The sequence below is a fragment of the Roseateles sp. NT4 genome (genome assembly GCF_051857475.1).
Lineage (GTDB): Bacteria > Pseudomonadota > Gammaproteobacteria > Burkholderiales > Burkholderiaceae_C > Pelomonas.
Map to the genome: position 1 here is coordinate 1,079,666 of NZ_JBPZGZ010000001.1, position 16,443 is coordinate 1,096,108.

Annotated in this window: 16 protein-coding genes; 12 read left to right on the plus strand and 4 right to left on the minus strand. The window is 68.7% G+C overall.

The features are described from left to right. Positions 1 to 35: 35 nt before the first annotated feature. On the minus strand, positions 36 to 374 hold the full coding sequence (locus ACS5PN_RS05090) for a DUF3579 domain-containing protein (protein ID WP_439462849.1): 339 nt from the start codon (positions 372 to 374) through the stop codon (positions 36 to 38). A gap of 152 nt (positions 375 to 526) precedes the next feature. Between ACS5PN_RS05090 and ACS5PN_RS05095 the strand changes: the two genes are divergently transcribed. Further along, positions 527 to 1,732, plus strand: a complete 1,206-nt coding sequence (locus ACS5PN_RS05095) for an aspartate aminotransferase family protein (RefSeq protein WP_439462850.1) — start codon at positions 527 to 529, stop codon at positions 1,730 to 1,732. Then, positions 1,729 to 2,691 (plus strand): ornithine carbamoyltransferase, encoded by a 963-nt coding sequence (argF, locus tag ACS5PN_RS05100; RefSeq protein ID WP_439462851.1) that lies wholly within the window; start codon positions 1,729 to 1,731, stop codon positions 2,689 to 2,691. The genes ACS5PN_RS05095 and argF overlap by 4 nt, the downstream gene beginning before the upstream one ends. A gap of 63 nt (positions 2,692 to 2,754) precedes the next feature. Here argF and ACS5PN_RS05105 read toward each other — a convergent pair whose 3' ends face one another. After that, complete coding sequence (locus ACS5PN_RS05105; RefSeq protein WP_439462852.1) at positions 2,755 to 3,348, minus strand: PEP-CTERM sorting domain-containing protein; 594 nt, start codon at positions 3,346 to 3,348, stop codon at positions 2,755 to 2,757. A 142-nt stretch (positions 3,349 to 3,490) separates the two neighbouring features. On the opposite strand from ACS5PN_RS05105, the gene ACS5PN_RS05110 reads away from it, so the two are divergent. The 9 genes from ACS5PN_RS05110 to atpE all read left to right on the plus strand — a co-directional run bounded on the left by ACS5PN_RS05110 (position 3,491) and on the right by atpE (position 13,952). Continuing rightward, positions 3,491 to 3,946, plus strand: a complete 456-nt coding sequence (locus tag ACS5PN_RS05110; protein ID WP_439462853.1) for a copper chaperone PCu(A)C — start codon at positions 3,491 to 3,493, stop codon at positions 3,944 to 3,946. Between the two features lie 91 nt (positions 3,947 to 4,037). Then, entirely contained in the window at positions 4,038 to 6,317 is a 2,280-nt protein-coding gene (locus tag ACS5PN_RS05115) for a hypothetical protein (protein WP_439462854.1), read from the plus strand. An 85-nt stretch (positions 6,318 to 6,402) separates the two neighbouring features. Next, entirely contained in the window at positions 6,403 to 7,254 is an 852-nt protein-coding gene (locus ACS5PN_RS05120) for a peptidyl-prolyl cis-trans isomerase (RefSeq protein ID WP_439462855.1), read from the plus strand. A 76-nt stretch (positions 7,255 to 7,330) separates the two neighbouring features. Then, complete coding sequence (locus ACS5PN_RS05125; protein WP_439462856.1) at positions 7,331 to 8,272, plus strand: HupE/UreJ family protein; 942 nt, start codon at positions 7,331 to 7,333, stop codon at positions 8,270 to 8,272. Further along, positions 8,269 to 8,895, plus strand: a complete 627-nt coding sequence (locus tag ACS5PN_RS05130; RefSeq protein ID WP_439462857.1) for a putative 2OG-Fe(II) oxygenase — start codon at positions 8,269 to 8,271, stop codon at positions 8,893 to 8,895. The genes ACS5PN_RS05125 and ACS5PN_RS05130 overlap by 4 nt, the downstream gene beginning before the upstream one ends. Then, positions 8,892 to 10,760 (plus strand): hypothetical protein, encoded by a 1,869-nt coding sequence (locus ACS5PN_RS05135; protein ID WP_439462858.1) that lies wholly within the window; start codon positions 8,892 to 8,894, stop codon positions 10,758 to 10,760. Before ACS5PN_RS05130 ends, ACS5PN_RS05135 begins: the two co-directional genes overlap by 4 nt. 599 nt (positions 10,761 to 11,359) lie before the next feature. After that, entirely contained in the window at positions 11,360 to 12,136 is a 777-nt protein-coding gene (locus tag ACS5PN_RS05140) for a metallophosphoesterase family protein (RefSeq protein WP_439462859.1), read from the plus strand. Then, positions 12,136 to 13,590: a protein kinase domain-containing protein gene (locus tag ACS5PN_RS05145; RefSeq protein WP_439462860.1), complete on the plus strand. Its 1,455-nt coding sequence runs from the start codon at positions 12,136 to 12,138 to the stop codon at positions 13,588 to 13,590. Before ACS5PN_RS05140 ends, ACS5PN_RS05145 begins: the two co-directional genes overlap by 1 nt. Positions 13,591 to 13,709: 119 nt before the next feature. Beyond that, a complete protein-coding gene (gene atpE, locus ACS5PN_RS05150) occupies positions 13,710 to 13,952 on the plus strand; it encodes a F0F1 ATP synthase subunit C (RefSeq protein WP_439462861.1) in 243 nt (80 codons plus the stop codon). Here the strand turns inward: atpE and ACS5PN_RS05155 are convergent. Further along, complete coding sequence (locus ACS5PN_RS05155) at positions 13,949 to 14,620, minus strand: plastocyanin (protein WP_439462862.1); 672 nt, start codon at positions 14,618 to 14,620, stop codon at positions 13,949 to 13,951. The genes atpE and ACS5PN_RS05155 overlap by 4 nt on opposite strands. A 58-nt stretch (positions 14,621 to 14,678) precedes the next feature. Here ACS5PN_RS05155 and ACS5PN_RS05160 point away from each other — a divergent pair, with 58 nt between their 5' ends. Next, the gene (locus ACS5PN_RS05160; protein ID WP_439462863.1) at positions 14,679 to 15,005 is read left to right on the plus strand and encodes a YkgJ family cysteine cluster protein; all 327 of its coding nucleotides are present in this window, start codon (positions 14,679 to 14,681) and stop codon (positions 15,003 to 15,005) included. On the opposite strand, the gene ACS5PN_RS05165 is transcribed toward ACS5PN_RS05160, so the two are convergent. Next, positions 15,002 to 16,231, minus strand: a complete 1,230-nt coding sequence (locus ACS5PN_RS05165; RefSeq protein ID WP_439462864.1) for a tetratricopeptide repeat protein — start codon at positions 16,229 to 16,231, stop codon at positions 15,002 to 15,004. The two genes, ACS5PN_RS05160 and ACS5PN_RS05165, sit on opposite strands and share 4 nt — an antisense overlap. Positions 16,232 to 16,443 lie beyond the last annotated feature (212 nt).

A 16,443-nucleotide genomic window follows, 5' to 3' on the forward strand; every position in this document is an offset into this window, starting at 1 on the left:
GTGCGCCTCAGGAGTCTCGCTAGGAGACCACGCGTTCAGGCGGTCGGCTTGCCGCCAGGCCCGTCGGGCAGCAGGCAGGCGTCGGCGACCTGCAGGTTGTTGTCGCGCGCGAAGTTCATGACAAAGTCCCAGGCCATGGGCTCCAGGCGCTTGAGCTCCTCGTTGACGATGACGCACTTCACGCCGTTGATGACGGTGGGCACGCAAAGCGGCGAGTAGCCGATATAGGCGCCAATGCCGCCACGCGCGCCGCCGGGGCGAAAGCAGGACATCGCGCCGGCCAGCCGCTCGGCCCAGTCGCTCGGGCGGAAGGTGCGTCCATCCAGAGTGACACCTTGGATGAAGACTTCGCGCGGCGGGGGAGCAACGGTCATGAACAGAGGGGCTTCGCGTCTACAGCGGAGCACCGCTGTCAAAGACCGCTATTGTGCCTCGACACGGGCCAATCTGCTGCGGCGCAGCAATTGCGGCCCATCTCGACTCTAGAATCAAAAGTCCACTTTTTCACAAGCCAATCGGAGACCCGATGAACGCTGTCCCGCCCTCGTCCGAGCCCCATGTCATGCCGACCTATGGCCGCCTGCCCGTTGCGTTGTCGCACGGCCAGGGCTGCTGGGTGTGGGACACGGAAGGCCGACGACTGCTGGACGGGCTGGGCGGCATCGCGGTCAACACCCTGGGCCACAACCACCCGCGCCTGGTGCCGGCCCTGCAGGATCAGGTCTCCAAGCTGATCCACACCAGCAACTACTACCGCGTGCCGCTGCAGGAGCAGCTCGCGGCCAAGCTGTGCGAGCTTTCGGGCCTGGCCAATGTCTTCTTCTGCAACAGCGGACTGGAAGCCAACGAGGCGGCACTGAAGATCGCCCGCAAGTTCGGTCACGACCGCGGCAACGACAACCCCGCCGTGCTGGTCTTCGAGGGCGCCTTCCACGGCCGCTCCATCGCCACGCTGTCGGCCACGGCCAACCCCAAGATCCAGGCCGGCTTCGCGCCGCTGGTGCCGGGATTCGTGCGCGTCAAGCTCAACGACATCGCCGCCGTCGAAGCCGCGCTGGATGCCAACCCCAACATCACGGCCATCTTCCTGGAAACCATCCAGGGCGAAGGCGGCATCAACCCGGCCCGCGTCGAGTTCCTGCAGGCCCTGCGACGCCTCTGCGACGCCCGCGACCTGCTGCTGATGCTGGACGAGGTGCAGTGCGGCATCGGCCGCACCGGCAAGTGGTTCGCTCACCAATGGGCCGGCATCAAGCCGGACGTGATGCCCCTGGCCAAGGGCCTGGGCTCGGGCGTGCCCATCGGTGCCATCGTCTGCGGACCGCGCGCTGCCGACGTGCTGAAGGCCGGCAACCATGGCACCACCTTCGGCGGCAACCCGCTGGCCATGCGCGCCGGCGTCGAGACGCTGAAGATCATGGAAGAAGACGGCCTGCTGGCCAATGCCGAAGCCGTGGGCGCCACGCTGCGCAACGCGCTGGCCGAGGGCCTGGCGGGCGAAACCGGCCTCGTCGAGATCCGCGGCCAGGGCCTGATGCTGGGCGTCGAACTCGACCGCCCGGCCGGCCCGCTGCTGGGTCAGTCGCTGGACGCCGGTCTCCTGATCAGCGTGACGGCCGACCGCGTCGTGCGCCTGCTGCCGCCGCTGATCCTGACGCATGAAGAGGCCCGCCAGATCGCGGCCATCCTCGTGCCGCTGATCAAGTCGCTGCTCGCGCAGCCCAAGCCATGAAGCCGGGGGACGCATTGATGCGCCACTACCTGCAGTTCAAGGACCTGCGCGCCGAGGAATACGCCCATCTGTTCGACCGCGCCGCCATCATCAAGCGCCGCTTCAAGAACTACGAGAAATACCAGCCGCTGCAGGACCGCACGCTGGCCATGATCTTCGAGAAGGCGTCCACGCGTACCCGTGTCAGCTTCGAGGCCGGCATGTACCAGATGGGTGGCTCCGTCGTGCACCTGACGACGGGCGACAGCCAGCTGGGCCGCGCCGAGCCGGTGGAAGACTCCGCGCGCGTCATCAGCCGCATGGTCGACATCGTCATGATCCGCACCTTCGAGCAGAGCAAGATCGAGGCTTTCGCAGCGCACTCGCGCGTGCCGGTCATCAATGGCCTCACCAACGAGTACCACCCCTGCCAGATCCTGGCCGACCTGTTCACCTTCATCGAAAACCGCGGCATGGACCGCCGCGGCGCCATCGACATGGACTGCCTCAAGGGCCGTGTCGTGGCCTGGGTGGGTGACGGCAACAACATGGCCAACACCTGGCTGCAGGCGGCCGAGATCCTCGGCTTCAAGGTGCATGTCAGCACACCCAGCGGCTATGGCGTCGACCCGGCCGTGGCCGGCATCAAGGACGACAGCTGCTACAAGGTCTTCAAGGACCCGCGCGAGGCCTGCGATGGCGCTGACCTGGTGACGACCGACGTCTGGACCAGCATGGGCTACGAGGCCGAGAACGAGGCCCGCAAGGCTGCGTTCGCGGACTGGTGCGTGGACGCCGGCATGATGGCGCGCGCCAAGTCCGATGCCCTCTTCATGCACTGCCTGCCAGCGCACCGCGGCGAAGAAGTCGCGGCCGAGGTCATCGACGGACCGCAGTCGGTGGTCTGGGATGAAGCAGAGAACCGCATGCATGTGCAGAAGGCACTCATGGAGTACCTCTTGCTGGGCCGCATCGGCTGACGCATCGTTCCAAAGCAAAAAGCCGGCTGCTGCCGGCTTTTCTTTTGGGCTTGTCGCTGGCGATCAGCCGCGGCGACGGCGCGCGATGGCCAGGCCGCCCAGGGCGGCCAGCACCAGAGAAATCTCGCCCGGCTCCGGCAGGGCCGAGAAGTTGTCGAAGGCGGCGACATTGGCAGCGCCGCTGAGGTCGAACGACATCGCCTTGCCCGCGAAGGCGAAACTGGCCGCGGTCCAGCTGTCGTAGTCGCTGCCGGTATTGGCGGCCAGGTCGAACACGCCCAGCAGGGTGCCGGTGCCGTCCAGGCCGGAATAGGCCTTGATGGCGCCGGTGATCGCAGCGGGGCTGGCGTAGAAGAAGTCCAGCACGCCGTTGACGCCGGCGGCGACGTTCATGTAGGCCGTCGTGTTGGTCACGCCGTCCAGTTGCACGAAGCCCACGCCCTGGGGCGACGGCGAGTTGCTGAAATAGGCCGGCATGGTCGGGTCGTTGGACAGGCCCAGCATGTTGGTGAACGTCACGCCCGAGGCGGCGTAGGCGTTGTCCACGGTCTGGCCGTAGTCCCAGGTCTTCTCGAAATCGACCAGGAATTGGGTATTGGCCTGGGCGGGCATCGCGAAGGGGATCAACAGGCCCAGGGCGAGGGTGGCGAGCTTCATCGAAAACTCCAGAACTGAAAGGGGATGGGGCGGCCGACGCCGCTGCGTTTGAATCGGGGCGGAGTGTGGTGATCAAAGACGACAGGCGCGTGACGCGATTGCTTCACCTCGTTGTCACGGCCGGCTGCGATCGTCACCCTCCATGTCGCTTCCCGCCCTGCCCCGCCGCCATCTGCTGCTCGCCGCGAGCGCCGCCTATCTGGGCCTGCCTCGCCCGGCCCGGGCCTGCGAGTTCTTCAGCAGCCACCTGCGCATCTGGCATCCCTGGACACGCTCGACCCGCGTCGATGCCGACACGGCCCGGCTCTGCATGCGCTTCGACGAGGTGCAGAGGACCGACCGCCTCATCGGTGTCGAGACCCCCGTGGCCACGGGGGTTCGCCTGGCCGGCCCCGGCGCACCAGCGTCCGCGCAAGACCTGTCCCTGCTGATCCGCGAAGGCGAAACGCTGACGCTGACCGAGGACGGCCTGCACCTGGAACTGCTGGACCTGCAGCACCCGCTGCAGATCGGCCGCAGCTACCCGCTGCGCCTGATCTTCGAGCGCGCCCAGGCCGTCAACGCGACGCTCAACGTCGACTTCGCCGGCCTGCGCTGAGCCGTCACATCGGGGTCACGCCAGGGTCACGGCGGCTTCCTAGCATCCGGCGGTTTTTCGAGCCCCTCCCCCTTCCTCCTGGAGCCGATCCATGTCCCACATCTTCACCAAGAGCCAGATCGCCCTGGCCACCCTGGCCGCGCTGAGCAGCGCCGCGGTCATCGCCCCCAACCTCGCGACCGCCGCCGGCAAGACCGCCGGCAAATACGTGTCCGGCGACTTCCACAACCACACCACCTGCTCGGACGGTTCCATCTCCATGCAGAAGCTGGTCAAGAAGGTCACCGACAAGGTCGAGACGCCTTGGGGCCTGGACTGGTTCGTGCAAGCCGGCCACGGTGGCAACGGCAACCGCAACTGCACGCTGGTGGAAGACGCCACGCTGTCGACGCCCGCCTACCCCTATGTGGCCGGCCAGGGCCCGACGACGACCTGGACCAACAGCATCGGCGCCGCCAACCTCAAGGGCAGCGGCGGTGGTGTCGGCGGCAACGGCAATATGTGGCGCTGGCAGTCCATCCAGGAGTACCAGTACCCGGTGCTGGAATACCTGTCGGTGCAGAAGAACCTGCCGCTCTTCATCGGCATGGAGTCGGTCGTTGCCGGCCACGAGCACTCGTCCATGTCCGTCATCACCGGCCAGATGCCCACGGCCATCGACAACATCACGCTGCCGAACGCCCCGGGCTACACCGCCACCGGCAATGCCGACGCACTGGCCAAGTGGTCCTACTGTTTCGACCGCGGCGACACCGACACCAGCCGCGGCAACGTGACCAACTCCAACGTCGGCAACAACTGGAACTGCGCCAACCCCGACAGCGCCGACTCGACGTCCGCCGCACTCGGCTGGAGCGCCACCGGCCAGAAGCTGCTGCAACCCGGTGGCGCCGGCACCGGCACCAAGGGCCACCTGAAGACCATCGAGGCGCTGAAGTGGATGGCCAAGTTCCACGGCCAGGGCAGCTACTACGTGCCGGCCCACCTGGAGCGCGCCGGCCCCTTCAATGCCGATGGCAACAACGGCTACAACATCGAGCACCTGCGCAACTTCAACAACGCCGCGCCCGGCATCGCCTTCGGCTTCGAGTCCCAGCCCGGCCACGGCGCCGCCAACAACCGCGGTGAATACCAGGTCAAGCGCAACAGCATCGCCGGGGTGCTGACCGACTCCGTCGGCGGCACCACCTTCGGCGGCACCGGCGTCTACGCGGCCCAAGTCGGCGGCGTCTGGGACGCCCTGCTCGGCGAAGGCCGCAACTGGTGGTTCTTCGCCAGCTCCGACTGGCACAACCGCGGCAGCTTCGGCCCCGATGACCGCCGCTCCACGCAGGACTTCTACCCTGGCGAGTACCAGCGCACCCACGTCATGGTGCGCAACGGCAGCGACAAGCTGCGCCCGCAAGCCATCGTCGACGGCCTGCGCACCGGCAACGTCTGGTCCACCACCGGCCAGCTGGTCGACCGCGTGGCCTTCATCGCCTGCGCCTCCTACGCCGGCCCGGCCGCACGCAGCAACGCCTCCGTCGAAGCCCTGGCCGTGGCCGCTGCCACCAAGAGCACGGACATCGACGCCACCGGCTGCGCCACCATGGGCGAGAAGCTGGCCGTGCGCGCCGGCGCCGAGATCGTCGTCGCCGTCGTCGTGCGCGACCCGGACGGTGTCAACTTCGCGCCCTACAGCTTCCCCAATCCGTCCCTGGCCCAGGTCGGCATCAGCCAGCCCATCAACAAGCCGGTGCTCGACCACGTCGACGTCATCCGCGGCCTGGTGACCGGCTACAAGACGCCGGGCGCCGCCGACTACGCCGGCGAATGGCCGCGCAACACCAACTGGCTCAAGGCCGACGGCACCACCACCGGTCTGGCCTCGGTGCCGGCCGCCGCCAAGAACACCTCGGCCGCCATCATCAAGACCTTCAGCGGCAACGGCGCCACGCCGTGGACGCCGGTGCAGTCGGGCGTGGACAACACCACCTTCCTGAAGATGAGCTTCCGCATCCCGGCGGTGCAGGCCTCGCAGTACGTGCGCCTGCGCGGCAGCAACCTGCCGGCCTCGGTGCCCTACGAGACCGACGCCAGCGGCAACCCGCTGTCCGACATCTACACCAACGCCAACGACTCGACGATGCTGCGCATCCCGTGCACGACGGTGGGCACCAACGTGCCGGCCGCCGGCGCCAACTGGACGCAGGCCAACGGTCCCATCGATGGCTGCCCCAGCCATCTCGCGACGGCCACGGGCGCCAGCCCCATCGCCGGCCAGAAGGCGGTGTCCTATGACATCGCGGCCTGGTCCGACCTCTGGTTCTACAGCAACCCGATCTATGTCGAAGTGGCCGGTTCGACCCTGGTCGCCGGCGTGAAGTAAGCGCCTGGGAAGGCGTAGGCGGCGGGGCTCTCGAGCCCCGCCGCTGTCTTGGTCCTGTCTTGTTCGCTGCCTAGCATGGCGGGCTATGTCCAGCGTCCTGCCGCCCATCGCCCTGCCCTCGTCCACCCGCCGCGCCCTGCCGACCTGGACCCGCGAGCCCCTGCTGCACTTCCTGCTGCTCGGCGCCCTGCTCTTCGGTGTCGACCACCTGCTCAACCGCCGCAGCGGCGAGGCCAACGAGATCTTCGTCGGCGCCGAGGTCGATGAAGAAGCCCGCCAGATCTTCAAGGCCACGCGCAACCGCGAACCCAGCGCCGAGGAGATGGCAGCCCTGCGCAAGGTCTGGCTGGACAACGAAGTGCTCTACCGCGAAGGCCTGGCCCTGCAGCTCGACAAGGGCGACACGGCCATCCGCGAACGCGTCATCTTCAAGGCGCTCTCGGTCGTCGACAGCGGCACCCAGCTGCCGCCGGCCGACGACAAGACCCTGCGCGACTGGTTCGAGCAGCACCGCGCCAAATACGACGAACCGGCCCGCTTCGACTTCCAGGAAGCCGTGCTGCCCGGGGAGGCCAACGAGTCGACGGTGCGCGCCTTTGTCGACACCCTGAACCACGGCACGCCGGGCGATGCCCAGGCCGGCCTGCGCGTCTTCAAGAACCGGCCACACAGCAATCTGCTGCAGAGCTACGGCGAGGCCTTCGCCAAGGCGCTGGAGACTGCCACGCCGGGCCAATGGCTGGCCCTGGAAAGCCGCGAGGGCTGGCGCGCCGTGCGGCTGGACGTGGCGAGCGGTGCCAAGCCCGCCAGCTTCGAGGCCCTGCGCAATGTCATCCAGCAGGACTGGACCGACGCGACGCTGTCCGAGCAGCGCAGCGCCGCCGTCGCGGCCTTGGCCAAGAAGTACGTCATCAAGGTCGAGGCGCCCAAGAGATGAGTGCCCCCAGACCCGCCGCTTCGCGGCAGGCCCCCCAAGGGGGCAAGAAACCTCGGGAGCGGCCCTTCGGCTTCTTATGAAGCGCCTGCTGATCTGGCTGCTGGCCCTGGCCGCGGCCTCGCCCGCTTTCGGCCACGAGATGAGCATGGCCGAGATGCAACTGCGCGAGACCCAGCGCGGCGAGTTCCTGTGGCAGTGGATGGCCAGCGACAAGCGCCCCGCCGCCCAGGACCTGACGCCAGTCTGGCCCGCCGGCTGCACGGCCGACGCCACCATGCTGCGCTGCGGCCCTCAGGGCCTGTCCGGCACGCTGTCCGTCAATGGCGTGGGCGAGCGCTACTCGGCCGCCATGGTCAAGGTCTTCTGGCTGGACGGCCAGAGCCGCGTCTACACGCTGACCAAGGCCCAGCCCACAGTGCAGCTCTACGGTGCCGCCGACGACCCGCGCGGCACGGGCGAGATCGCCAGCGCCTACACCCTGCTCGGTGTCGAACACATCCTCGGCGGCGTCGACCATCTGCTCTTCGTTATCAGCCTGCTCTTCCTGGTCGGCTTCCAGCGCCGCCTGGTCTGGACCATCACGGCCTTCACCGCTGCGCACAGCCTCACGCTGGCCTGCAGTGCGCTGGGCTGGCTGACGCTGCGCGCGGCACCCGTCGAAGCCAGCATCGCCCTGTCCATAGTGCTGGTGGCGGGCGAGGCCCTGCACAAGCGTGACACCCTGGCACGCCGCTGGCCGGCCGTCGTCGCCTTCCTGTTCGGCCTGGTGCACGGCCTGGGCTTTGCCGGCGCGCTGAAGGAGATCGGCCTGCCCGGGAACCACCTGCTCGTCGCCCTGCTGACTTTCAACGTCGGCGTCGAGCTCGGCCAGCTGCTGACGGTGGGCCTGTGCTGGTGCCTGTGGCGCTTCACCAGCCGCTGGCCGGCCACGCAGCGCCTGCGCACGGTGCTGCTCTACATGATCGGCGCGGTTGCCGCCTACTGGTCGTGGCTGCGCGTGGCGGCGGTGCTGGCATGACAGACGAGGTCATCGGCCTGTTCCCGGTGCCGCTGCAGCGCTCTGTCGGCGTGCTGCCGCGGCCCCTGGTCAACGCCCTCGTCGACCACTTCAGCACCCAGGCGCTGCAGGCCAACAACAGCTCCGAGTCGCTGTCCCACACGCGCATGCTTCAGCCCTCGGACAGCCCGCTGCTGGTGCAGGTCGCGGCCCTGATCACGCCCAGGATCGTCGAGTTCGGCCGCCACCTGTTTGGCGAGCAGCTGGGCTGGGCCATCAAGGAGATGTGGGTCAATGTGCTGGACACCGGCGGCCGCCAAGCCATGCACAACCACGCCAACAGCTTTGCCTCCGGCGTGGTTTACCTGACCGAGACCCACGACTCCGCGCGCACCGTCTTCATGAAGTCGCCCGGCGGCCATGACTTCACACTGAAGAACGACCATGCCGGCGTCGTGACCGGTCCCTACAACGCCGAGAAATGGGTCAGCCCCGCACCGGCTCCGGGCGACATGGTCTTGTTCCCGAGCTATCTGATGCACGCCGTGCCGCCGAACGCCGGCGGGCGCCGCATCAGCCTGGCTTTCAATGCCATCCCGACCAGGCTTGAAAGCTGGGGCTACACCTTGAGCTTCAACGCTTGAAGCCTCTGGCCCTGCTGTTGATGGCCGCGTCCGGCTTTGCCGGCCTGGGCTACCAGATCGTCTGGACCCAGCAACTGGGCCTGGTGCTGGGACACGAGTCGGCCGCCGTGCTGGCCGTCGTCGCTGCCTTCTTCGGCGGGCTGTCGCTGGGCTCACTGCTGCTGGGCCGGCGCATCGAAGCCAGCCCACGGCCCTTGCGCTGGTATGCGGGTTGCGAGGCGCTGATCGGCCTGTGGGGCGCGGCGCTGATGGGCGCCATGCCAGCCGCCAGCCATGCGGCACTGACGTTGATCGGCCCGGACGCCGCGCCGCTGTGGCAATGGAGCGTCGCGTTCGGCGCGAGCTTTCTGCTGTTGCTGCCCGCCACCGCCGCCATGGGCGCGACGCTGCCGGCGATGGCGCGCATCGGCACGACCGGCGTCGCGACGCTGTATGCCGCCAACACCCTGGGCGCTGTCGCTGGCGTGCTGGCCACGGCTTTCTGGCTGATCCCGGACTGGGGTCTCACGCGCAGCGCCGGTTGGTGCGTCGCCCTCAATCTGGGCTGTGCGCTGCTGGCTGGCTCGGCGCTGAAGTCACAGCCTGCAGCCGAGCTGCCCCCCCCGACGTCGAAACGCCCACTTGTGCTGCTCGCGCTGACCGGCGTGCTCGGCATCGCCTACGAAGTGCTGGCTGTTCGCGTGCTCAGCCAGGTCGCCGAAGACACGGTCTACACCTTTGCCCTGCTGCTGGCCGTCTACCTCGCCGGCAGCGCGCTCGGCGGCGCCGCGTTTGCACGCTGGCCCGGCCTGCGCAACACGTCGCGCCTGTTGCAGGCCCTGGCCTTCAGCACGCTGCTGGGCATGGCCGCGCTGTGGAGCGCCGAAGCCATCAAGAGCTGGCTGCAGCCGGAAACCCTGGCCGCCGCCCTGGCGACCGAAGCCCTGCTCGCGCTCGCCGTGTTTGCGCTGCCGACGCTGCTGATGGGCGCCCTGTTCTGCCAGCTCAGTGGCGAAGCCTGCAAGGAGGGCATCGCCTTCAGCCGGGCACTGGGCGTCAACACGCTGGGCGCCATGCTGGCCGCGCCGCTGTTCGGCGTCGCACTGGCACCGGCCCTGGGGCCCAAGCTGGCGCTGCTGCTCGTCGCGGCCGGCTATCTGCTGCTCCTGCCGGCTTGGCGCAGCCCCGGCTGGTGGCTGCCTGCCGTGGCGACGACGGCTCTCGCTCTGTTCGCACCACCGCTGGCCTTCGTCGATCTGCCCGACGGTGGCCGCCTGCTCAGCTACCGCGAAGGTGCCATGGCTGCCGTCAGCGTCGTCGAAGACGCCAACGGCGTGGCGCGGCTGCGCATCAACAACCGCCAGCAGGAAGGCAGCAGCGCGACCCTGCATGTCGACGGTCGCCAGGCCCTGCTGCCCCTGCTGCTGCACCCGGCGCCGCAACGCGCCCTCTTCCTGGGGCTGGGCTCGGGCGTGACAGCCGGTGTCGCGACACGCCTGCCAGGCGTGCAGGTCGACGCCGTCGAACTGCTGCCCGAGGTCATCGAGGCTTCTGCCCTGTTTCGCACCGGCTCAGGTCCTGGTCCACGCCTGCATGCGGCCGATGCACGCCGCTTCGTGCGCACCAGCACGCAGCGCTACGACGTCGTCGTCGCCGACAACTTCCATCCCGCGCGCAGCGGCTCGGGCGCCCTCTACACGGTCGAGCATTTCCGCGCCGTGCGCGAACGCCTGGCGCCGCAAGGCCTGTTCTGCCAGTGGCTGCCCTGCATCAGCTCGACCTGGACACGCTGCGCAGCATCACGGCCGCCTTCCTGCTGGCCTTTCCCGACGGCGCCGCCATCCTCGCCAGCAACAGCCTGGATACCCCCACTGTCGGCCTCATAGGACGCGCGGGCAGCACGCGATTCGCGCCCAGGGCAGCCCCCGAGCTCGCCGGGGCGTTCGGCCTTGGCGACGGCTTCGCCGTCCTCGGCAGCTTCATCGCCGATGCCCCTGCCCTGCGCCGATTCGCCGCAGACGCGCCGCTGAACACCGACGACCGCCCCTGGGTGGCCTATCGCGCACCGCGCGTCACCTATGCGCCCGACTCGGCACCGCGTGACCGGCTGCTGGTGCTGCTGGGCGAGGTCAGCGTCGACATGAGCGCCCTGCTGGCCCAGCCCGAGGCGGACTTCGGCACCCGGCTGACTGCCTACACCCAGGCCCGCCGCGGCTATCTGGAACTGGGCCGGCGCACGTCGCCGAGCGCAGACCCGGGTGTCATGCTGGCCCGCATCGGCCCGCCGCTGCTGGCCGTGCTGCGCCAAAGCCCCGACTTCCAGCCCGCCGCTGAACCGCTGCGCCGCATCGCACGAGCCCTGGCCCAACGCGACCCCGCCGCCGCCAATCGGCTGCTCGACGCCTTGGCCCGCATCCGCCCCGATCTGGCAAGCCTCTGAACGCGTGTCGGCCCGGCGTCAGCGCTTCATGGCAAGCTGCGCCCCATGCGCTGGGCTTTCATCACCGACATTCACGCCAACCGGCCGGCCCTCGAAGCCGTGCTGGCCGACGCCCGCGCCCAAGGCGCCACGCGCTATGCGCTGCTGGGCGACTTCGTCGGCTATGGCCCCGACCCGGCCTGGGTGGTCGACCAGATCATGGCCCTGGTGGCCGACGGCGCCATCGCCGTGCAGGGCAACCATGACGAGGCGGTGGCCCACGGCAGCAACCCGGGCATGCACCCCGATGCCCGAGCGGTTGTCGACTGGACCCGCGCCCAGCTGAACGAGGACCAGCTGCGCTTCCTGAGCCGGCTGCCGCTGCAGGCCCATGGCGAGCCCGGCCACTGCCTGTTCGTGCATGCCAACGCCTTCCAGCCCAGCGGCTGGGAGTACATCCAGGGCCGCGCCGAGGCGGTCAAGAGCCTGCATGCCAGCGCGGCCCGCATCCAGGTCTGCGGCCACATGCACGAGCCCATGCTCTTCCACCTGTCGGGCACCGGCAAGGCGGGCGACTTCCGCCCCGTGGCCGGCGTGCCCATGCCCCTGCCGGCCCACCGCCAGTGGCTCATCATTCCGGGCTCCTGCGGCCAGCCGCGCGACGGCAACCCGGCCGCCTGCTATGCCCTGCTTGACCCGGCCAAGTCGGAGCTGGACGATGCACGCATCAGCTTCCAGCGCGTGGCCTACGACGTCGACGCGGCGGTGGCGGCCTTGCGGGCCACCGACCTGCCGCAGCTGATCGCCGAACGCCTCGCGGCACGCCTGACCCGCGGCGAGTGATGACGACGACAGCCCCCACACCTTCCTCTGCGCCTGCGCCTCTCGAGGCCGGCCAGGTGCTGGATGGCTTCCTGCTCGGCGCCCGCCTGCACCAGGGCGGCATGGCCAACCTGTGGCGGGTCAGCCGCGCCGATGGCGCCGTCGACGACGGCGTCGAGCTGCTGATGAAGGTGCCGCGCATCAAGGGTGGCGAGGACCCCGCCACCATCGTCGGCTTCGAGGTCGAACAGATGCTGATGCCGCAACTGAGCGGCCCCCATGTGCCCCGCTTCATCGCCCGCGGCGACTGGACGCGCCAGGCCTTCATCGTCATGGAGCACATCCCGGGCGACACCCTGCGTCCGCTGCTCGACGAGGCGCCGCTGCCACCCGAGCAGGTGGCCGACATCGGTGCCCGCGTCGCCACGGCCCTGGCAGCCCTGCACCGCCAGTACGTGGTGCACCTGGATATCAAGCCCAGCAACATCATGTTCCGGCCCGACGGCACGGCGGTGCTGGTCGACTTCGGCCTCAGCCGCCACGAGCAGCTGCCCGACCTGCTGGAGGAAGAGTTCACACTGCCCATGGGCACGGGCCCCTATATGAGCCCGGAGCAGGTGCAGTTCGTGCGCAACGACCCGCGCAGCGACCTGTTCGCCCTGGGCGTCATGCTCTACCACCTGGCCACCGGCGAGCGTCCCTTCGGCCAGCCGGACTCGGTGCGTGGCCTGCGCCGGCGCCTCTTCGTGGAGCCGGTGCCGCCGCGCGCCATCCGGCCCGAGCTGCCGCCCTGGCTGCAGGAAATCATCCTGCACTGCCTGGAGGTCAAGCCCGAGCGCCGCTACCAGAGCGCCGCCCAGCTGGCCCTGGACCTGCGCGAACCCGCCGGCGTGGCCCTGACCGCGCGCGCCGAGAAGCTGCAGGTCAGCGGCGCCATGAGCCGGCTCAAGCGCTGGTTCTTCGCCATGGGCGCCGAGCCCGCGCCCCCCGCCCCGGCCGGCCAGCAGCTGGCGCGCAGCCCCATCGTCATGGCGGCCGTGGACGTCGACCACGCCACGCCCGAACTGCTGGCCCAGCTGTGCGAGACCGTGCGCCGCATCGTGCAGACCGAGGCCGGCGCCCGCCTGGCCTGCGTGTCCGTCATGCGCGTGAATCGCATCGGCATCGACGAGCTGACCGACCAGCATGGCCAGAGCCTGCATGTGAAGCAGCTCATCGCACTGAAGCACTGGGCGCGCCCCATCAGCAAGGCCCTGGCGCTGGACGACGGACGGCTGACCTTCCATGTGCTGGAAGCCCCCGACGCGGCCGGCGCCATCATCGACTTCGCCCACCGCAACGGCGTGGACCACATCGTCATGGGTGCACGCGGCGCGTCGGCGCTGAGGCGCTATCTGGGCAGCGTGTCGGGCCAGGTGGTGGCGGAGTCGGATTGCACGGTCACCGTGGTGCGCGAGCCGCCAGCAGGTTCTTGAAGAAACAAGCCTCCAGTTGACCTGATCCGGCGCCTGAACTCAATGACTTCCAAGGTCATCGACGCGCCCCCATGACGCGGCCAGACTCCCTGTTGCCAACACACCAAGGAGTTATTGAGATGCCTGCCTTCGATGTCCTGCCCCTCGCCGTCGCCCTGCTGATCGGCATCCCCGCTTTCGGTTCCTGCCTGGGCATCGGCCTGGCCAGCATGAAGCTGCTGGAAGGCATGGCGCGCCAGCCCGAACTGGCACCCGCCCTGCAGACCAAGTTCTTCCTCGCGGTGGGCGTCACCGACGGCGCCTTCATCATCGCCACCGGCGTCGGGCTGTGGTTCGCGACCGCGAACCCCTTCGCCCACTAGCCCCCGAAATACGGGTCGCCGGCCGGCCGCTTCTTGCGCGCCGGGGCGATCTGGGTCGAGATGGATACCGCGCTGCCATTGGCAGCGACCTTCACTTCCGTCGGCGCACCGTCAACGAGCTGGTCAGGGTGCCAGATGCGCACCTTGGCCGGGCCTTCCGGCAGGCCTTGCAACACGGCCTTGCCGTCTTCACCACCCAGCTTGGCCCAGGGCGTGTCGGCCACGTAGATGTGGCCCCGCATCGAGCCATGGATGTGGCAGCCCAGCAGATAGGCGCCGGGCTGGTTCAGCACCTTGCTGTCGCTGGACGGCGGCTTGTTGCCGACGCGACCGGCGAGGCGGAACTGCGTGTTCTGGCCTGGGTCGACATAGACTCCACCGGCCCCCATCAGGCCCAGGATGACGTGGTGGTCCCAGGTGTCGAGGTTGTTGAAGCTGACCTTGGCGCCCAGGCCGACCACGGTGACGGTGGGCACGAAGCGCAGCTTCTCCTGCGCGACGCTTGCCTCCATGACCATGGCGGGCCGTGGGCCCTGCACGGCGCTGTCGACCAGCACGACGGCGTCGGCCAGCGGTTTGCCGTTGCGGTCCAGCACGGTGACGGTCAGGTCCGCGGCCTGGGCCGCTGCGGCGGCCAGCATCAGGAGGGTGCCAAGAAATGCGCGCATGGTGGGCAGAGATGAGATCGGATCGCCCCAGTGTCTCACCGCTGCCTACACTGGACGGATGAGTGACAACCCCTGTTTGAGCTGTGGCGCCTGCTGTGCGAGTTTCCGGGTCGATTTCGATCGCAGCGAGCTTGAGAGCGAAGGCGGCCGCGTGCCCGACGGGCTCGCCGTGGAGCTGACAGCGCGCCTGGTGCGCATGCGCGGCACCGACCATGCGCAACCGCGCTGTGCAGCCTTCACGGGCAAGGTCGGCGTGAAAGCCAGCTGCGGCATCCACGAGTGGCGCCCCTCACCCTGCCGCGAGTTCGGCGAGCGCTCGCCCATGGGCATCGGCGACGAGGCCTGTGCCCGAGCCCGTGCCAGGCACGGGCTGGAACCAATCTAGGACCCGGCGCCGTTGCGCATCAGCGGCGTGCGCTGGCGCTGCTGGTCACGCGCGTGCTCGCGCATCTCGTTCAGCCATGCCAGCTTGGCTCCATACATCTCGCGGTCCTTGACCGTGGCACTGTTCTCCAGCGCCTTGGCGATCTCGCCGCGGGCCCCCGAAACATCGCCCATGCCGTAGTTGGCCAGGCCGAGCCAGAAGTGGAACTCGGGCACATAGGCGGCGCGGGCGACCTCCTTGCGGAACAGCTGGCGCGCGGCCGCGAACTCGCCGGCCTTCATGGCGGCCAGGCCCTCGTCGAAGAACTTGTAGGGCGGGATGGGCTGGATCTGCGCCAGCTGGTTGGCATAGCCCTCGGCCTCCTTGCCGCGACCGGTATCGCTCAGCACCAGGATGAGGTTGGACATGGCCTGGGTGTTGAGCGGCTCGCGCTCCAGCACCAGGCGCAGCGTGGACTCGGCGCGGTCCATCAGGCCCTTGCGGCGGTAGAGCACGGCCAGGGTGTTGTAGGCCGACAGCCAGCGCGAATCGGTCTTGATGGCGGCACGCGCCCACCAGTAGGCATCGTCCACCTTGCCCACCGTCAGCGCTTCGGCAGCACGGTTGTTCAGGAACATCGCGAGGATGGTGGACTCGTCGATGACGCGCCCGCGGTGGCCACGCACCTGGTCGGGCGGCAGGAAGTCGATGGTCATCAGCTCGGGATCGCCGAAGACCGTCGAACGACCGACAGTGAGGGGCCGCGCCAGGCTGATGTTGACGTGGCCGGCCACGAAGAAGATGTTGTTGGAGCGCGTCCAGCTCTCCTCCAGGAAGACGCTGTTGAAGCGCACCGGCATGTTGAAGTGGCGCGCGAAGGCCGCCGTCATCAGCACCAGCGACATGCAGTTGCCACGCCGCGCGTCGAAGGCCTCGGCGGCGGTGCGCGTGGCCTCGGCGTCGTAGTCCAGTTGCAGCCGGCCACGGGTGTAGAGGGCGTCGATGAGGCCGTCGCGCAAGCCCTTGTTGCGGATTTCGCTGGCCATCTCGGTCTCGGCGAAACGCTGCATCGCCGGGCTCAGTGCCAGGGCCTCCTGAGGATCGATGTTGACGCTGGCCGGCTTGAAGGCCGAATCGACGAAGACGTTGGTGGGCGGTGGCGCCGGGGTCTCCACGGCGCAGCCGCTCAGACCGGCCGCCGTGGCCATCAGGGCCAAGGCGGCACAAAGGGTGCGGATCTTGTTCATGGCAGCTCTCCTGCTCTGCGGGCAGTCTCCTGGTGGAAGCTTAGTCCTGCGCTGCCGACATGTCGTGAGTCATCCTCACGATTTCCGACGCGGTCACATCTGCCACTCGCCTCGCCATCCCACGACGAGGATGAGAAACAAAACTACAACACCGTCAAATTGGATTTCATCAATCCCGGAGAGATCGCTATCCGTGCAGAGATGATTCGTGA